We start from the raw sequence: 16,762 nt of genomic DNA on the forward strand, positions 1-16,762 counted from the left end.
TGGTGCATAAGGGACGGTGTAAGCATCGGGTCATCCATGAGCAAAAGCCGTTAGATGACCACATTAGCTCCTACTGGTAAAGCGCTACGAAGCCCGTCGTAGAGCGGTTTTTCATGCGTTTTCCCTGTGCACCTCTCGTCGACGGATCGCGGCGCCTCCACCGTTCAGGACGTGATGGCGCGCAACGAGGTGAGCCTGCTGCTCAGCCTCTACGCCTACCAGGTCTTGCATGGCCTGCGCTGCCTGCTGGAGCGGCAAACTCGGCAAGGCTGGAGCCTGAGCCGGATGCGTGAGCAGATGCTGAAGGTCGCCGCCACGCTGAGGCTGCACGCTCGGCGAATCACTGTTCATCTGGGGGCCGCCGCCGACAAGTGGTGGCCGACGCTGCTGAAGGGACTGCCGAAGCTGACCGCACTGAGCTGACGCTCCTGCGAGACCACCACAGCATCAGAAAGCGAGCGACTGGAGCGGCGGTCGGCGATCACGGCTGCTTGGACGGCCGCAATTGATTCCAAAGAGCTATAGGAAAGCGGGAAAAGGGCCGCGTTCTGGCATTACTCAACGGCCACACGCGCTGAAGAGGCCGATCCTGATAAGCGATGCCAACAGCCAGTACCTTCACAGACCGCTCAATCAGTACCCTCGTGAATGAGGCGGGTTCACTCCTCGCACCTCACCCTTCACGCCATGCCCAGTCGCTCGCGCTGGTAGCTGCCGTCTTGTACGCGGCGGCACCACTCCTGGTTGTCCAGGTACCACTGCACCGTCTTGCGGATGCCGGACTCGAAGGTCTCTTCCGGTCGCCAACCGAGCTCGCGCTCGATCTTGTCGGCATCGATGGCGTAGCGCATATCGTGGCCGGGGCGGTCTGCCACATAGGTGATCAGATTGGCGTAAGGAGAGTGCTGGGACGGGGCCAGCTCATCCAGCAGCGCGCAGATGGTGTTCACCACCTCGATGTTCTGCTTCTCGTTATGGCCGCCGATGTTGTAGGTCTCCCCTACCTCGCCTTCCGTCACCACCTTGTAGAGGGCGCTTGCGTGGTCTTCCACGTAGAGCCAGTCGCGGATCTGCTCGCCCTTGCCGTAGACCGGCAGCGCCTTGCCTTCCAGGGCGTTGAGGATCATCAGCGGGATCAGCTTCTCGGGGAAGTGATAGGGGCCGTAGTTGTTGGAGCAGTTAGTGATCAGCGTCGGCAGGCCGTAGGTGCGCTGCCAGGCGCGCACCAGATGATCGGAACTGGCCTTGCTGGCCGAGTAGGGAGAGCTGGGGGCGTAGGAGGTCTCTTCCGTGAAGAGCCCTTCGGGGCCTTCCAGGTCGCCATACACCTCATCGGTGGAGATATGGTGGAAGCGGAAGGCATCACGGCACTCGGCATCCAGGCCGTTCCAGTAGGCACGGGCCACTTCCAACAGCGTATAGGTGCCCACGATATTGGTCTGGATGAACTCCGCCGCGCCGTCGATGGAGCGGTCCACGTGGCTTTCAGCGGCCAGGTGCATCACCGCATCCGGCTGATGCTCGCGAAAGACGCGCTCCACCTCGGCACGGTCGCAGATATCGACCTGTTCGAAGGCGTAGCGGTCGCTGTCGGCCACTTCTGCCAGCGACTCCAAGTTGCCAGCATAAGTGAGCTTGTCGACATTGACGACGCTGTCGGTAGTGTTGGCGATGATATGACGGATGACGGCGGAGCCGATGAAGCCCGCGCCGCCGGTGATAAGGAGTTTCATGTCTATATATATCAGTGTCGCTAAGATTGAGGAATCGCAATTCTGAATTGAAGAAATAAACGCAGGATTCGCGTTATCCAGAGCGTCATCACAAGAGTGACAAATGGCCATTGGCAGCGTTCTGGCGAAACACCTGACCCCGCCAATTGGCGGGCCCAGTCCGCCATATTGCGGCATCGGCCGTTTCGTCAAAGGCCCCGCCATTTGGCGGGGTGATGCCGCATTGTGGCGAAAGCGCGCCATCTAACCCATTGATTTTTAAGTAAGCTAGCGATAAGGGAAGGCTGCCAATCGATTCAATCAGACCGCACCACTCGGCGAAGCGAAGCGCATAGGCCGACCACAGGGCCAGCGGCAGCGCCACCAAATCGGCGGCAATCATCATCAACCGCTTCTTGCCGCGGCTCAACTGAGCCACGGAGCGGTGCATCGTTTCGGGTCTGGTCATGCAGAATTCCGGATCATCCTTGGGGTTGGCTCACTCGGTACCATCACCTGGCAAACCTGCTCCTGTGCTTGGAATGCCGCTTTTCTGGAGGCAAACGGCAGATAATACTGCTGACTACCAAGCAAGCGCATGAACGGAGCAAGGTTACTCCTGCCCATTGTCGCTGGTAGAGAACAGCATAGGGTCAGTCGCCTGAGGGTTGACTTCTCCTTCCGGCTGATAGTGCAGCCTGTAGTGGGTCTCGCGACGCTCAGTGCACTCTTTCATCACCTCGCGAATCACCTGGCAAGACCTGTCGACCTCCGGTCCTTTCAAGGCTGGGTGGCACAAGAACATCAGGCTGGTTTCGATCAATTCACGGGCTACCGGTAGCGGCGCGCCCGGCCGCCACGGCACCTCTCTGAAAGCCCCATCACGAGGCACCTCCAGGTCAGATCCTGAGAATCGAGTAGGAGGGGGAGTCGCCTCCCCCGTCCTCTCACACCACCGGGCATACGGTTCCGTACCACGGCGGTTCACGAAGAACGACTAAGCCCTCTTGACCGTATCGAGTACCGAGATCAGGCCCTGCTGCTCGAACCATTTCCGTGGCAAGGCCTGATTCATGTGCGAGGCGCCGGCGTTCCACCAAGGGCCTCGCCCGTTTCCCGCTGACTTCCACGCCCGATGGTCGTCCAGACCCAGCGCCCGTAGCTTGCGGCGCCGGGTCCGCGGGCGTTTCCATTGCCGCCAGATCACGCAACGCAGTCGACGACGTATCCAACCCTCCAGCGCTTCCAGCGGGCGCTTTACGTCGACGAAGGAGAAGTAGTTGGCCCAGCCCCGCAGGACCGGGGTCAACTCTTCGATAACGCGCCGTATGTTGCGCCCCCTGCCACGCTTGAGGATCTCGCGGACACGCTGCATCAGGCGCTGCAGGCTGGCCTTGGCCAGCGTCAGCTTCGGCCGCTTGTGCCGGGTCAGCGTGTAGCCCAGATACCCCCGGTTCCAGGGTCGGTCCACCGCACTCTTGTCGCGATTGACCGTCAGCCTGAGTGAGCTCTCGAGAAAATCACTCAGACTGGCCATGACGCGCTCGCCCGCTCGCCGACTCCTGACATACACCTGCATGTCGTCGGCATAGCGGCAAAAGCGGTGGCCGCGGCGTTCCAGTTCCTTGTCCACGTCATCCAGCAGGATATTGGCCAGCAGCGGGCTGAGTGGTCCGCCCTGGGGCGTGCCCTGCCGGCGTGGCGCGACCAGGCCGTCCTGGAACATCCCGGCTTCCAGATAGCGGCGGATCAAGCGCAACGCTCGCTTGTCGCAGACGCGGCGCGCGACCCGCGCCATCAGCAGGTCGTGATTCACCCGGTCGAAGAAGGCTTCCAGGTCGAGGTCGACCACCCAGCGGTGGCCGGCAGTGACATGGGCCTTCATCGCCGAGACGGCCTGCTGGGCGCTGCGCCCGGGCCGATAGCCGTAACTCGATGCGGAGAACCCCGGATCGAAGATCGGCGTCAACACCTGAAGCAGCGCCTGCTGGATCAGCCGGTCGGTCACCGTGGGGATGCCGAGCTGTCGCGTCCCGCCCTTGGGCTTGGGAATCTCGACGGCTCGGATCGGGCTGGGGTGGTACTCACCGGCCAGCAGCCGTTCGCACAGCGTTGGCCAGCATTCCTTCAGGTGGTCGGCCAACTGGTGGACCGTCATGCCGTCGGCACCCGGCGCCCCCTTGTTGGCGACCACCCTTCGGTAAGCCCGCGCCATGTTGGCCTTCCCTACCACGGCCTCCATGAGCGGGGCGGGCTCCGCTTTCGTCCACGATGACGACGCCGGGATCGTCTCGACGCCCACCGGCCGGGACTCGGGGTTCCGCCCCTGCCCCTCTGGGTGGGTGGCGGTATCAGCGCCACTTTCTGCCTTCCTGATCGATCCTCGAGACATCATCGCCTACTCGCGGTTCTTCATGTTCGGCCCTTGGTGCCGCGGTGAACCGGCACTTACTATGGCCTCTGCTGACGTCTGGTGGCCCATCCCGTCGCCTCTCGGCGCCGGTAGCACCGTGGCAGACCACCAGACCTCCCAGGGTAAGACGCGCGACCTTCCTCCCATCTACCCGCCGCATTTACCTCCACATCTTCCGGATAGCTATTGGGCTTCGAGTGTCATTGCCCTCTCGCCCAGATGTGGCTGCCTCATATGCGATTCCTGTTCGTCAGGCCGGGAGTTTGCCTTCAGCTTCCTTCAGATTCCGCCTCGCGGCGGACACCCTTGCTGTTCGGCTAGCGGTTCCCGCTATCAGGGTCCGCAGGGGACTTTCACCCCCAAGTCATCCCGAGGCACCACCCTCGGGAACAGCACCTATCGGTGCTACGCGCCATGCCTGGCGCACAACAGACCACACCGCGGGCATTGATCTCGGCTAGGATGCGGTCACGATCCCAACCAGCCCTGAGGCAACCGGGCTCGACAAATGCCGTGGCCATCGCGGCCGCATGAACCATATATGCCGGGATAAGCGGAACACGCAGCGCAGTGCACGCCCTTGCCGCCTGCCATAGCCGTTCCGCGTGGCACTGGCGGACCACCCTCCAGCCAGGCACAGCATCAAGCTGTGTTCGAGCAACTGCCGCCTCCACCTCGGTCAATCGCCAATCGGATTCAGAACTCTCGGGCTTCCAGCGCCCCCCATCCAGCACTCCGGACTCGGCCACCTGGATCCAGCGCTTGCCCTGATCCTTGTAACTGGACATTCGCTCATGCAGCTGAGGATCCCGTGTAGTCAGCATGGCGCCGCCCTCGGTGCCCGTGGTCATGAATCCATCCGGGTGGATTGCCCAGCAGGCCACATGGCCGAAGCTCCCGACGCTGCGGCCCTTGTAGAGCGCTCCGAAGGCCTGGGAGCACTCCTCTATCACCGCGAGGCCATGTGTCTCGGCGAGCGCCGTCACACAGTCCATCTCACAGGGAAGCCCTACTTCATGAGTCACCACCACTGCCTTGGTCTGTGGCGTCAGCCTTTCTGCGAGACTGGGGGCAGTCATGTTGCGGGTATCACGATCAATATCGGCCAGCACTGGAACCGCCCCGCACCTGACGATTCCCGCTAACAGAGCGGGAGATGCCAACCCGCTAACGACTACCTCGTTGCGTGAGCCCTGAACCTGGCCAATGCCAAGGCACACCAGGGCAAGTTCGAGTGCAGTATCGAAATCGCATACCCCCAGGGCGCACTCGCAGTCAGCGAAACGAGCGAACTCCCGCTCGAAATCGCGACCTTCATGTCCATCCCAGTAGGTGAACTTTCCAGATGCCAATACCTTCTGCTTCGCCTGATCCCCTTCCGCTCCCACACTGGCCCAGGCCGCAGAAGCATGATAATTCATGAAATTTTCTCCTTGGCGACATCCTGCCGGGCCGCCACGAGCAAAAACGATGCGATGATAAATCGCTCAAGCAATAGAAGATGGAGTGTTGTCGTGTGCAACCTTACCTGCCACCAGACTGATCTATCGATATAGGCTGTTCAGATTCAGCGCCAACGGGTAAGCGATAAGCGGTCTTTCGACGCTCAACACCCTGCATCATCACTTGGCGAAGCACATCGCAAGTCATGCGAATATCATCCTCGGAGAGCTTCTCATGGCAAGGAAAAACAAGGGCGTTGCTGAGCTCTCCAACTGAGCCGGATACCATCGGCGTGTTCTGGTCGTTTACATCGGATAGGCTTTTACACTTAGCCCCATCGGCAGGGAAGCAGGTAACGCCTAGTGCTACGATTTCCTGATGGACACGGTCACGATTCCAGCCTGGCTTGAGGCATGTCGGTTCGACAAAAACACTACAAGTTTCATTGACATGCACATAAGACTCGGGATGTTCAGGTGCGGCCAACCCAGGGCTCTCGTTGGCCACCGCCCAGATTCGCTGAGCATTGCGATGCGAGGCCGGCTCTTGTGTAGCGACGGGCACCGCCTGCGCCTGAACGCGGTCACCGCTCCCCTTTCCCAATACGGTCTGGATGATATACCTGAAGTAGTCCGCTACTGTCAGGTTCTGCAGCATCTGCTGATCGGTCTCGGCCAGCAGCTCAGGGGTGGACATGTCGATCTCGTTGACCTGAGCCAGCCCTGTGATGCCAGGACGCGCCTCATAAACCTTTCGCTTCTCGCGCTCGGTCGTCAGCTCCTCCTGATTGAACAGGCCAGGGCGAGGCCCCACCAAGCTCATCTCACCCTTGAGCACGTTCCACAACTGGGGCAGCTCATCGAGCTTTGAGCGCCGCAGGAAATGCCCGAAAGGGGTGATCGCACTGGCGCAGGCCAAGTGGCTGGCGACGGACGCCGTATCCTTCTTCATGGTACGGAACTTGACGAGCGTAAAAGGCTTCTTGTACCGACCAACACGCACCTGCTTGAAAAGCGGAGAGCCGGTGTCGAAAAAACCGATAATTAACAACACGATAAAAACGGGAAGACCAATTATCAGCCCCAGCAATGAAAACAAGATATCCAATGCACGAATCAAAACATTATCCTTTTAAATAAAAGAGTAAATTAGCTAACTCGGCCCGAAAATCAGCGGCGCATCCCTAATCCAGGGAGAGCCTATACTCTCAGCCAACACATTGTAAATTTTGTATATAGTCTCCTGAAGGGAGCCCAGCCAGCGTTAGGCAACCACCGTCTTGCTCAACAGCGTCACTTCCGCGCAATCCGCGGCGAACATGCCCATACGGCCCTTCATCACGTACATTGTCACCCTGTAGGCCAGCCAAGGCAAATACCCACCGTCAGCAAGATCAATCGCTGCCGAAGAGATCCCGGGTATAGACCTTGTCGACTACATCCTCCAGCTCCCTGGCCATGCGGTTGGTGAGGATAACATCCGAGAGCGCCTTGAAGGCCTCGAGGTCGCGGATCACCCGGGAGCCGAAGAATGTCTCTTCCTGGAGCACCGGCTCATAGACCACCACCTCGATGCCCTTAGCCTTGAGGCGCTTCATCACGCCCTGCATGGCGCTGGCGCGGAAGTTGTCGGAGCCCGCCTTCATGATCAGCCGGTAGACCCCCACCACCCGCGGCTGGCGCTTGAGGATCTGCTCGGCGATGAAGTCCTTGCGGGTGCGGTTGGCATCCACGATGGCCTGCACCATGTTGCTGGGCACATCCTCATAATTGGCCAGCAGCTGCTTGGTGTCCTTGGGTAGACAGTAGCCGCCGTAGCCGAAGCTGGGGTTGTTGTAGTGGCTGCCGATGCGCGGGTCGAGCCCCACACCCTCGATGATCTGGCGGGTATCCAGGCCGTGAGTCTCGGCGTAGCTATCCAACTCGTTGAAGTAGGCCACCCGCATGGCAAGATAGGTGTTGGCGAACAGCTTGATCGCCTCCGCCTCGGTGCTGTTGGTGAAGAGAACCGGGATCTCCTCCTTCACCGCCCCCTGGGTGAGCAGCCCGGCGAAGGCCTCGGCGCGCGCTGAGTGCTCCCCCACGATGATCCGCGAGGGGTAGAGGTTATCGTGAAGCGCCCTGCCCTCGCGCAGAAACTCCGGCGAGAAAATAAGGTTCTGGGTGCCGAAGCGCTCGCAGGCCTCGGCGGTAAAGCCCACCGGCACGGTGGACTTGATCACCATCGTCGCCGTTGGGTTGATCGCCATCACGTCCTGGATCACCGCCTCGACGCTGGAGGTATCGAAATAGTTGGTCTTCGGGTCGTAGTCGGTGGGCGTGGCGATTACCACGAAGTACGCGCCCCGGTAGGCGGCTTCGCGGTCCAGGGTGGCGGTGAAATCCAGCTCGCGATGGACCAGGAAGTCGCTGATCTCGGCGTCTTCGATGGGCGAGCAGCGGTCGTTGAGCATCGCCACCTTCTCGGCGACGATATCCAGCGCCACCACCTGGTTGTGCTGGGCCAGCAGCATGGCGTTGGAGAGGCCGACGTAGCCGGTGCCGGCGATAGCAATCTTCATGGGGTGCGTCTCTTCGGTGCAATCAGTCGTTACAGTTCATACGTTATGGCTCAGACGTTATAGAACCCACGGTACCAGTCCACGAAGCGCTGCACACCCACCTCCACCCCCACCTGGGGGCGATGGCCGGTGGCCTGGAACAGCGCCTCGGTATCGGCCCAGGTGCGTGGCACATCGCCCGGCTGCATGGGCTTGAAGTCACACTGCGCCTCGCGGCCGGTGGCCTTCTCGATGGCGCTGATAAAATCCATCAGCGCCACCGGGCTGCCATTGCCGATGTTGTAGAGCGCATAGGGCGCGGTGCTGGTGTCGGGGGTCTCGGTACCACTGCCGGGCTGCGGCACCACGTCCAGGATGCGCACGACGCCCTCGACAATATCGTCGATATAGGTGAAGTCGCGCTGCATGTCGCCGTGGTTGAACACCTGGATGGGTTCGCCTGCCAGCAGCGCCCGGGTGAACTTGAAGGGCGCCATGTCAGGCCGGCCCCAGGGGCCGTAGACGGTAAAAAAGCGCAGCCCGGTGGTGGCCACCCCGTAGAGGTGGGCGTAGGTATGCGACATCAGCTCGTTAGCCTTCTTGGTGGCCGCGTAGAGGCTGACGGGGTGATCCACGGCGTCGCTGGTGGCAAAGGGTACCTTGTCGTTCATGCCGTAGACCGAGCTGGAGGAGGCGTAGACCAGATGCTCGACCCCGTGGTGCCGGCACCCCTCCAGCACGTTGAGGTGGCCCACGAGGTTGGCATCGGCGTAGACGTGGGGGTTCTCCAGCGAGTAGCGCACCCCAGCCTGAGCGGCGAGGTGAATCACCCGGTCGAAACGCTCAACAGCAAATAGCGCGGCCATACCCTCGCGGTCAGCCAGGTCCAGCTCGACGAAGCGGATATCGGAGCACTCGGCCAAGTCGGTAAGACGCGCCCGCTTCAGCGCCACATCGTAGTAGCCGTTGAGGTTGTCGATGCCGACAATAGCGTGGCCGTGCCCGGCTAATCGCTTGGCTACGGCGTGGCCAATGAAACCGGCCATGCCGGTGATGAGAATCTTCATGAACCTTCCTTGCTCATTGGTTGTGACGGACACGCTTACTCTGATCGAAGCTTAGCGTCTGGTCCGAATTTCGGGGACCACTTCACTGCAGGCCAAGCGCACGAGCGTCAGCGACAGTGACCACTCGGTCAGCGAGGGCAAGAGCTTCCTCGCGGTAGGCATCAAAGTAGCGGGCACGGCTCTTCTTCATCGGGGTAAGTGGCTATTCAAAATTTATCGTGCGCTCAGACCCGTAGCCGTCGAGTAGGCGACAGACCTCCTTGCTGAGGTGGTCAAATGAGAGATAGGCACTCAACGGTAGCCATGCGTACTTCATCTGCCGCCACAGAATCTCTATCAGGTTAAGCTCCGGCGAGTAAGCCGATAGGTAGACCAGATGCACACGATGCGACATCCACTCCATAATCTTCCTTCTGAAGGCCTTGGAGCGATGCATGCTGGCATTGTCGAGCACCACGATGGCGAAGGTATCGGGGTCTTTCTGGGCCACAAATTGATCAAATGCTTCGATGACTGTCTCGGTAGTCACCGGCTCCGTGGAGGTATGGTAGACCAGCTTCCCGGCTCGGCTGAGGAACCCCAGTACGTTCAACCTTCGGCTATGGGAGTAGGCGGTCATCTCAAAGGGCTGCCCAATGGGACTCCACGCGTATGGAACCGGTGACGACTGCGAAAAGCCCGACTCATCGAAGTAATAGAGCTCGTGCTCACCCAGGTCTTCCCGCTCCTGAAGCACCTTGAGAAGGCCTTGAGTGTTGCGGAAATCCGTTTCGTCGCGCCGTGCCCGTCGCGCCGTGCCTTCAGTGAATGCCGAATACGCTTGAAGCTGAGCCTATTTTTTTTCAGCGCCCTGCGGAGCGTCACCATGCTGATGTTTTTCCCGGTCTCTTCCTGAAAGCGGGCATGCAAGGAGCGGAGCTGGTGGGGCTGTTCGGCGACAAGTTCCTGCAGCCGATGGTGGTCGTCGTCATCCAAGGCCGGCGTGCGGCCACTGCGCGGCTTGTCGATCAGCCCATCAAGCCCTGCTACCTCCCACTGTTTGAGCCATCGAGATACGGCATCGCGGCGGACCTGCAATATCTCACAGATCTGAGCGATGGTATGACCTTGATCGCTCAGCAAGATGGCATGCGCACGTCGACGTAGGGCGCGCTTCTCACCATGGTGATAGGCGGAGGACAGCGTCTGCTGCTCAGACTCAGTGAGAGGTGCAACGAAGCGCCTTGCCATGGTTCCGTCCGTGTCAGTTATCCTACATGCATTATGCACGAAAACTTTCGGTTAGGCACTTAGCTTGCTTTGCCATGGGTCACTCGTTGAGTGTAATACCTTAACGGGGTATCCACTGCTGCTGGGCAAGATCAGGGCTTCCCTGCGCACACACTACTCGCTCCTGGCAGAACAACGGGGAATCGGTGTTGCAGTAGCCAAGCACCAGCAGGAATATGAAGACCTGCGACCCGAATATCAGACCAAACAGAGCAAAAAGCGCGTTGAAGAGTCGCAGCTAGATAGTTGTCTCTTGTCCCTCTCATTGTTGTTGAGAAGCCAGGTAGGCGGCAGCTGTCTCACGTAGCGCCTGATCGACGCTGACGGGCGGCGTCCAACCCAGGCGCTCACGGGTCTTGGTAATATCGACCTGCAGATTACCGCACAGCCGTTGGGCTATATGACCCTTCCTCAACAGGCCCGCACCCAGCTTGAGAAGCTTCACGGGAACCGGCAACAGCCGGGGGGGCCGTCCCATGGCCGTGGCCAGACGACGCAGTAGCTCGGTGGTGGAGAGGTCTTCACCGTCACTGGCCAGGAAGACCTGATTGGCCGCCTTGGGATGATCGAGGCAAAGCACGATCAAGTCGACAAGGTTGTCACGGGCCACCAATGAGCGGCGATTATGCCTTACTGCACCCAGTGGAAGCGGTACGCCACTAGCTACCCACTTCAGCAATCTACCAAAGTTACCCGGTGCGCAAGGACCATATACGAGTGGAGGGCGAATAATGACAACCTCCATGCCCACGTCTTCGGCAAAACGCAAAAGCCCTTTCTCGGCTTCATACTTGGAAAGCGCATAAGCCTCTTGAGGATTGGCTTCATCGCTCTCAGAAAATAGTCGCGTTGAATGGTTACCATTCACACCAATTGAGCTAAGAAAAATAAAACGTCGAACTCCTGCTACTACAGCCTGACGCGCCAGAGTCAAAGTACCATCGACATTTATCTTTCGATACATCGCAAGCTGATTAGCCGATGTCTCATTCATGATGTGAGCACGTGCTGCCGCATGCACTACCACCTCCACGTCCCGCAGCGCAACACTCCAGTCAGCATTTGGACCAAGCGATGGCGTTATAGCCAATTCGACACCTTCAGTCACTGAGACACTTCGTCGAGATCCAGCGACTGGAACATAGCGGCCGTTATCCTTCAGCTTTTCCACCACAGCACCACCCACAAAACCCGTCGCACCAGTTACCAGGACACGTTGTGTCATACGTCGCATTCCTCATGCAAACACCTGTAAACTTCCATATGGACGTCCACCACGTTTTCGACTGTGAACTCACGCTCAGCAAGCTCGCGCCCTGCACACCCCATGGCCTTCCGCCTTTCGGGTTCTTCCAAAAGTAACTGTAACGCATCGGCCAGAGCTTTTACATTGCGTACTGGGACCAGCAACCCCGTCTCCCCATCCACGATCGCATCGCGGCAGCCAGGGTGATCCGTGGTCACTATCGGTCGCCCACAAGCGGCCGCCTCAATCAGGGTCTTTGGCAACCCTTCACCATAGTACGAAGGCAAGGTCACTACATGTGACAGCGCATAAAGTTCAGGCACGTTTGGGCGATATCCCAACACCTCGACCACACCTTCCGCGGCCCAGGCCTCCACCTGCTCTGTAGCAATGGAGTAGGGGCTACCAGGATCCGGATCACCGATCAACCAAAATCGTGCCGAAACGCTACGTCCAAGCAACACGCGTGCCGCCGCCACAAACTCCTCAACCCCTTTTTGCCTCAGTAAGCGCGCCGCAAATGCTACAATTGGCACGCCCGAATCCTCTTTCCGAAAGGGCATCTTAGTTAGATCCACACCGGAGCCACGAACCATTACTACCTTCTCTTCCCGAAGACCAGCCGATTTAATCAATGTGTCTCGGTCACTTGTATTCTGCAGCATCACACGCTGATTGCGGTGGCCCAAGGCAACACGATACGCTAGCGCAACCACAGTACGTAAAATTCTGCTGCGAAAACCAGATGTAGTAAACACTGACCCAAGCCCAGCCACGGCAGAAACCACCGCAGGCACTCGAAGCATTCGTGCAATCACGCCACCATATAAAACGGGTTTCAAAGTCACCAAGTGAACAACATCTGGCCCCAGGCGGCGAATAAGTAGTGCTAATATCAGCAACCCCCGAAGCTCACGCAGAGGATGAGTCCCTCCACGCTCCAATGGAACGGAGTATGCACTCATACCTGCCTCGGTAATTTCCTGTGGTGGTTCACCAGGAGCCGCAACGTGCACATCGTAACCAAGCCTTCGGGCTTCAACAGCGATCGCCATCCGATGAGTAACAAAATAACCGAAGTGATTAACAACAAATAGTAATTTCATTCTAAAAATCAGCCCAACAATGTTTAACGGTCATATTATGTGCATTTAACCTGATCCGATAGGGGCCGCATAGGGTTACCTATCAGGTAAATCGATGAAACTGGCCTCGTTCCGGCAACCGCGTGGGTGTAACCTCCACCAGCAGGAGAACGCATGAAAAACGACTCTTCGACGGTGGGTGTGGAATTCACTGGCTCTTCGTCGTTGGATGTGGAATTCGTCCCCTGAGCTTGGCCAGGATATGACCTCCACGACGACAGGAGGTATGATCTTGCCCAGCAACAGTGGACACCCCGATAAGGCAGTACACTGTTGCTGGGCAAGATCAAACTATCTCAAGGTCATGAAGGCGGCGGTCTCCGAGAAGCCACTGCTGAAGCCGATGGGGAAGGCATTGGCTACGCTGGAGCTCCACGCCGACGCGGTGGTCTCGGGGCTGACGAACGCCCGACTGGAAGGCATGAACGGCCTGTTTCAGGCGGCTCGCTCACGTGTACGCGGCTACCGGAACGAGGCCAGCTTCATCGCCATGATCTACCTGATTGGCAGCCCGGTGGGCCGCCTGTTCGATCAGGCGAAATCCACATGAAGCGACGAAGAACCCAGGAAAACTCTAGAGCCTTGGACTCCACTAGCGCCGCACCAATTGTTTTAATCCAGAATTACCAACAAATCTAAATCTTAAATAACACTCCGTCATAACAAAAAAAACTGAAACAACTAAGTAAGCGTAAAACCCAGATCTATATCTTATAGCAGAGCCAGGATTGAACAAACCAAAAGGATAGTGAACAAACAAAATCCATAGCATTGGGACTAACAAAAAAGTTACAGCAAAGATATTAAATCTGCCACGCAAAATATCGGAATAAATGCTGTGAGCCATTAGAAAAGAGATGAATATAATCAAAATATAGCTTTCCATCAACACCAACATTTGTAGAAATTTTCCCGCAGCTTCATCAAGAGTCGGTCCAACGAAAGCAATATACATCCCATAGGGGGCTATGCGGAAAACGTCAAACTGATTAGTCCAGTAAATATTTTCACGTGTACTATTCATTTCATCGCTTCTAAAATGCAAAGGAATCTCAAATGAAATAGCGTCTATATGATGCCTAAAGACGAACAAGCCAAGAAAAGAAAAGAGAATAAAGAACAAAACAACAACTAGTTGGCCATTACCGCTCAATGAAAAATTTCTCTTAAGCCACAAGAAGACAAACAAACTTAGCAATCCTGACATATACTGAGGCTTGAAAAGAATGCATAAATAAATCGATATTAAAAGAAGCAGCTTATAGTTGATTAACCGCCCTCGATAATAATCAATTAAGCAGCCGAGAAGAACACCCATGAAAAAAACTGTTACAGCCTCTTTTGATGCAATCGATGTCCAGATACCAAAACTTGGAAACGATAAAATAACAAGAACAACCACAAGGCCCCTAGTGCTTATAAAAAGCCTAGAGACAGAGAAATACACTCCATAAAAAGACATTAGGACGAATGGAATATTAGCCAGAAATTTTCCCAATATATATGAAAATGGATATGTGAAATTATCCATCATATAAGTCGAACTCGCAAAAGGGTTACTTTTCCCAAATGTCAACCCAGACAAATAACGATCCATGTCGCCAAGCACTAGATAATTTGATAAAACATAGTAAGAAAACCACATATAAAAGAGTTTTACGAGAAAAAAAAACCCCCAGACATGATTTCTTCCAATCACCAAAGAAGAATTATTAGACTTCATAACAAGGACTGCCAATAATTCAAATACTTCTCGGAGACAGAATCCGGAGAATGATATTTTTCTACAAAGCACCTCATTTTGATCGAGCGCTCAGCAATTAGCTCTTTATTCTCAACAATATTCTCCATAACATTTGAAATTTGATCAATATCGGGCATTATATTTATAGCCGGCGGAAGGTTTCCAGCATATAACATCGATGACTCTGCCTCCACTCCACCACACAACAATTTACCTTGCGCCATAGAATATAAAGCATTCATTGCCAAGCTATAGGAGTAGACCTGATCAACAACCACATTCATTCGCTGCATTAACCGCAAATAATTTTCGAATGCCATATTTCCATCAATAATGCATTCAACGTCATCAGGATACTTTTTTGAAAGCCTGTCAAAACAAGTTTTAATCAGATGCGTACCTTTAAATCCAGGACGATTCAGCCCATGAAAAAAAACAACCTTACCATCAAGGAGATTATTTTCACTACAATTGATCCCTGAGATATCAACTGGTATGGGAATGGGCTCAGACGTTTTATCCAAATAGCCTGCAGCAATAAAGGTCGAATAATACTCGTACATTATAGGTATAATTCCGTCAACACTCTCCATGTAACGACGCATGAAGTCATAGTGCGACCTTGACGCCATGTAATACCTTCGACCACCTCTATCATGCTTAATGTGAGAAGGAATAGGACTGTAGCGCAAAACCTCTTGAGAATGCTGTACAAAAAAAGGGTCACTGCCAGCACCCGATAGCGTGACAATACCATTCTTGGATTTTAGATATTTGACAAGCATTAAATTTAGCGCACAATTACGTGGGATCACGTAAGGATTTATTATGTGTACGACATCATAATCCACAAAATATTTATAGTTCAAAAAAGGGCGGTATAGCTGTCTAAATTTGTATGATAGCAAATTAGATCCATACCCGAGATTGATATCTGCTGGGTATTTTTTTTGATAATCACTCGCAGCAGCCAGCACCACATCATGACCACGCCGTACAAGTGATTTTTTTAACTCATTATTAAGACCACTAAACTCGCCCAATAACAATATCCGCACAGGAGAGCCTCACTAAGTTAAGAGCTATTGTAACTTCTGGTGTATGGAGAAATGTCGGGGATGTTACTCAACTTTTAATTCATAGCGGCAAAAAAATTAAAGCATAATGAATACGACCGACATTAATTTTACAGAACAATGAAAAAGAAAATATTTGAAAGAGGATATCTTTTATAGATAAGGTAACCATACGAACCTTCACAGTAACTGTACAGGAGGCGGAAATGTAGGTTCTTCGTCACTTCATGTGGATTTGGCCTGATCGAACAGGCGACCCACCGGGCTGCCAATCAGGTAGATCATGGCGATGAAGCTGGCCTCGTTCCGGTAGCCGCGTACACGTGAGCGAGCCGCCTGAAACAGGCCGTTCATGCCTTCCAGTCGGGCGTTCGTCAGCCCCGAGACCACCGCGTCGGTGTGTCGCTCCAGCGTCTCCAGAGCTTTTCCCATGGGCTTCAGGAGAGGCTTCTCCTAGACCGCCGCCTTCATGATCTTGAGGTAGTTCGTGATACGCCACTGAGCCGCCCGCGGCGTCGGGGCCTTCTGGATCCAGCGCAGCTTCTCCTTGATCACCCAGGCATCGGACGTGGCGCTCTGGTCAGTCACCAGTTCCTGGAGCGCCGCCAGCTGCTTGGGCGTCAGGTTCTCGTTTTCCAGGCACTTCAGCAGGGCCCAGCGCAGCGACTTGGGATGCCCCTGCTCCCGGCGTTCCTTCTTGCGCACTTCGTCTAGCCGCTTGGTGAAGGTCTGCACGATATGGAACCAGTCGACCGTGACGTCGGCCTTGGGAAGATGCTCTGCCACGCCGCTCAGGAAGGCCTGTGACATGTCGCAGGCGACCTCGACCACGTTGTCCGGATCGCCGCCATGAGCCGCCAGGAAGGCGCTGAAGGCCTTGATGGTGTCCTTGCCGTGGCCTGGGACGGCGAAGATCACCGGCTCCTGCTTGCGCTGCATGTCGAGGAACACCGTGACGTAGCGCTGGCCGCGCTGGGAAGCCAGGGAAAACGCATGAAAAACCCTACACCGCGAGAATGTCTGCGAGGTAGGTCTCATCCAGCGCGGCTTTCTTCTGCTTTCGCCGAATACCGCCTTTGAAACGGGTCTCCCCTTTCAGGTAATTCAA

At 56.0% G+C, this 16,762-nt stretch carries 11 protein-coding genes and 4 pseudogenes; 2 read left to right on the forward strand and 13 right to left on the reverse strand.

Annotated features, from left to right (window positions below; translation table 11 throughout):
• Positions 1–126 precede the first annotated feature (126 nt).
• Positions 127–423: pseudogene (locus LWH48_RS16990) on the forward strand (transposase); the annotation flags it as partial.
• A 257-nt stretch (positions 424–680) separates the two neighbouring features.
• Here the strand turns inward: LWH48_RS16990 and rfbB are convergent.
• From rfbB to LWH48_RS17040, 10 genes and pseudogenes are all read right to left on the reverse strand, one after another.
• Entirely contained in the window at positions 681–1,733 is a 1,053-nt protein-coding gene (rfbB, locus tag LWH48_RS16995) for a dTDP-glucose 4,6-dehydratase (RefSeq protein WP_232913500.1), read from the reverse strand.
• An 88-nt stretch (positions 1,734–1,821) separates the two neighbouring features.
• Positions 1,822–2,181, reverse strand: coding sequence for a hypothetical protein (locus LWH48_RS17000; protein WP_232913501.1), 360 nt, complete (start codon positions 2,179–2,181; stop codon positions 1,822–1,824).
• 528 nt (positions 2,182–2,709) lie between these two features.
• Positions 2,710–3,927: a group II intron reverse transcriptase/maturase gene (gene ltrA / locus LWH48_RS17005; RefSeq protein WP_232913502.1), complete on the reverse strand. Its 1,218-nt coding sequence runs from the start codon at positions 3,925–3,927 to the stop codon at positions 2,710–2,712.
• A gap of 551 nt (positions 3,928–4,478) precedes the next feature.
• On the reverse strand, positions 4,479–5,546 hold the full coding sequence (locus tag LWH48_RS17010; RefSeq protein ID WP_232913503.1) for a DegT/DnrJ/EryC1/StrS family aminotransferase: 1,068 nt from the start codon (positions 5,544–5,546) through the stop codon (positions 4,479–4,481).
• 103 nt (positions 5,547–5,649) lie between these two features.
• A complete protein-coding gene (locus LWH48_RS18395; protein ID WP_332875638.1) occupies positions 5,650–6,687 on the reverse strand; it encodes a sugar transferase in 1,038 nt (345 codons plus the stop codon).
• Positions 6,688–6,961: 274 nt separating this feature from the next.
• Entirely contained in the window at positions 6,962–8,128 is a 1,167-nt protein-coding gene (locus LWH48_RS17020; protein WP_232913504.1) for a nucleotide sugar dehydrogenase, read from the reverse strand.
• 50 nt (positions 8,129–8,178) lie between these two features.
• Positions 8,179–9,174, reverse strand: a complete 996-nt coding sequence (locus tag LWH48_RS17025) for an NAD-dependent epimerase (RefSeq protein WP_232913505.1) — start codon at positions 9,172–9,174, stop codon at positions 8,179–8,181.
• A 202-nt stretch (positions 9,175–9,376) separates the two neighbouring features.
• Positions 9,377–10,404, reverse strand: a pseudogene (locus tag LWH48_RS17030) (IS630 family transposase).
• Positions 10,405–10,705: 301 nt separating this feature from the next.
• Positions 10,706–11,668, reverse strand: coding sequence for a UDP-glucose 4-epimerase family protein (locus LWH48_RS17035; RefSeq protein ID WP_232913506.1), 963 nt, complete (start codon positions 11,666–11,668; stop codon positions 10,706–10,708).
• The gene (locus LWH48_RS17040) at positions 11,665–12,795 is read right to left on the reverse strand and encodes a glycosyltransferase family 4 protein (RefSeq protein WP_232913507.1); all 1,131 of its coding nucleotides are present in this window, start codon (positions 12,793–12,795) and stop codon (positions 11,665–11,667) included. The genes LWH48_RS17035 and LWH48_RS17040 overlap by 4 nt, the downstream gene beginning before the upstream one ends.
• A 316-nt stretch (positions 12,796–13,111) precedes the next feature.
• Here LWH48_RS17040 and LWH48_RS17045 point away from each other — a divergent pair.
• Positions 13,112–13,384 (forward strand): annotated as a pseudogene (locus LWH48_RS17045) (transposase); the annotation flags it as partial.
• 42 nt (positions 13,385–13,426) lie between these two features.
• On the opposite strand, the gene LWH48_RS17050 reads toward LWH48_RS17045, so the two are convergent.
• From LWH48_RS17050 to LWH48_RS17060, 3 genes and pseudogenes are all read right to left on the reverse strand, one after another.
• On the reverse strand, positions 13,427–14,557 hold the full coding sequence (locus LWH48_RS17050; protein ID WP_232913508.1) for a hypothetical protein: 1,131 nt from the start codon (positions 14,555–14,557) through the stop codon (positions 13,427–13,429).
• On the reverse strand, positions 14,554–15,621 hold the full coding sequence (locus LWH48_RS17055) for a hypothetical protein (protein ID WP_232913509.1): 1,068 nt from the start codon (positions 15,619–15,621) through the stop codon (positions 14,554–14,556). Before LWH48_RS17055 ends, LWH48_RS17050 begins: the two co-directional genes overlap by 4 nt.
• Positions 15,622–15,879: 258 nt before the next feature.
• Positions 15,880–16,635: pseudogene (locus tag LWH48_RS17060) on the reverse strand (ISL3 family transposase); the annotation flags it as partial.
• Between the last annotated feature and the right edge of the window lie 127 nt (positions 16,636–16,762).

The sequence above is a fragment of the Halomonas sp. G15 genome, from assembly GCF_021282295.1.
Lineage (GTDB): Bacteria > Pseudomonadota > Gammaproteobacteria > Pseudomonadales > Halomonadaceae > Halomonas > Halomonas alimentaria.

Excerpts from the sequence above, each read along its gene's own strand:
- LWH48_RS17000 (WP_232913501.1), bottom strand. The coding sequence starts at position 2,181 with ATGACCAGACCCGAAACGATGCACCGCTCCGTGGCTCAGTTGAGCCGC.
- LWH48_RS17050 (WP_232913508.1), bottom strand. The coding sequence starts at position 14,557 with ATGAAGTCTAATAATTCTTCTTTGGTGATTGGAAGAAATCATGTCTGG.
- ltrA (WP_232913502.1), bottom strand. The coding sequence starts at position 3,927 with ATGGCGCGGGCTTACCGAAGGGTGGTCGCCAACAAGGGGGCGCCGGGT.
- LWH48_RS17020 (WP_232913504.1), bottom strand. The coding sequence starts at position 8,128 with ATGAAGATTGCTATCGCCGGCACCGGCTACGTCGGCCTCTCCAACGCC.
- LWH48_RS17010 (WP_232913503.1), bottom strand. The coding sequence starts at position 5,546 with ATGAATTATCATGCTTCTGCGGCCTGGGCCAGTGTGGGAGCGGAAGGG.
- rfbB (WP_232913500.1), bottom strand. The coding sequence starts at position 1,733 with ATGAAACTCCTTATCACCGGCGGCGCGGGCTTCATCGGCTCCGCCGTC.
- LWH48_RS17035 (WP_232913506.1), bottom strand. The coding sequence starts at position 11,668 with ATGACACAACGTGTCCTGGTAACTGGTGCGACGGGTTTTGTGGGTGGT.
- LWH48_RS17040 (WP_232913507.1), bottom strand. The coding sequence starts at position 12,795 with ATGAAATTACTATTTGTTGTTAATCACTTCGGTTATTTTGTTACTCAT.
- LWH48_RS17025 (WP_232913505.1), bottom strand. The coding sequence starts at position 9,174 with ATGAAGATTCTCATCACCGGCATGGCCGGTTTCATTGGCCACGCCGTA.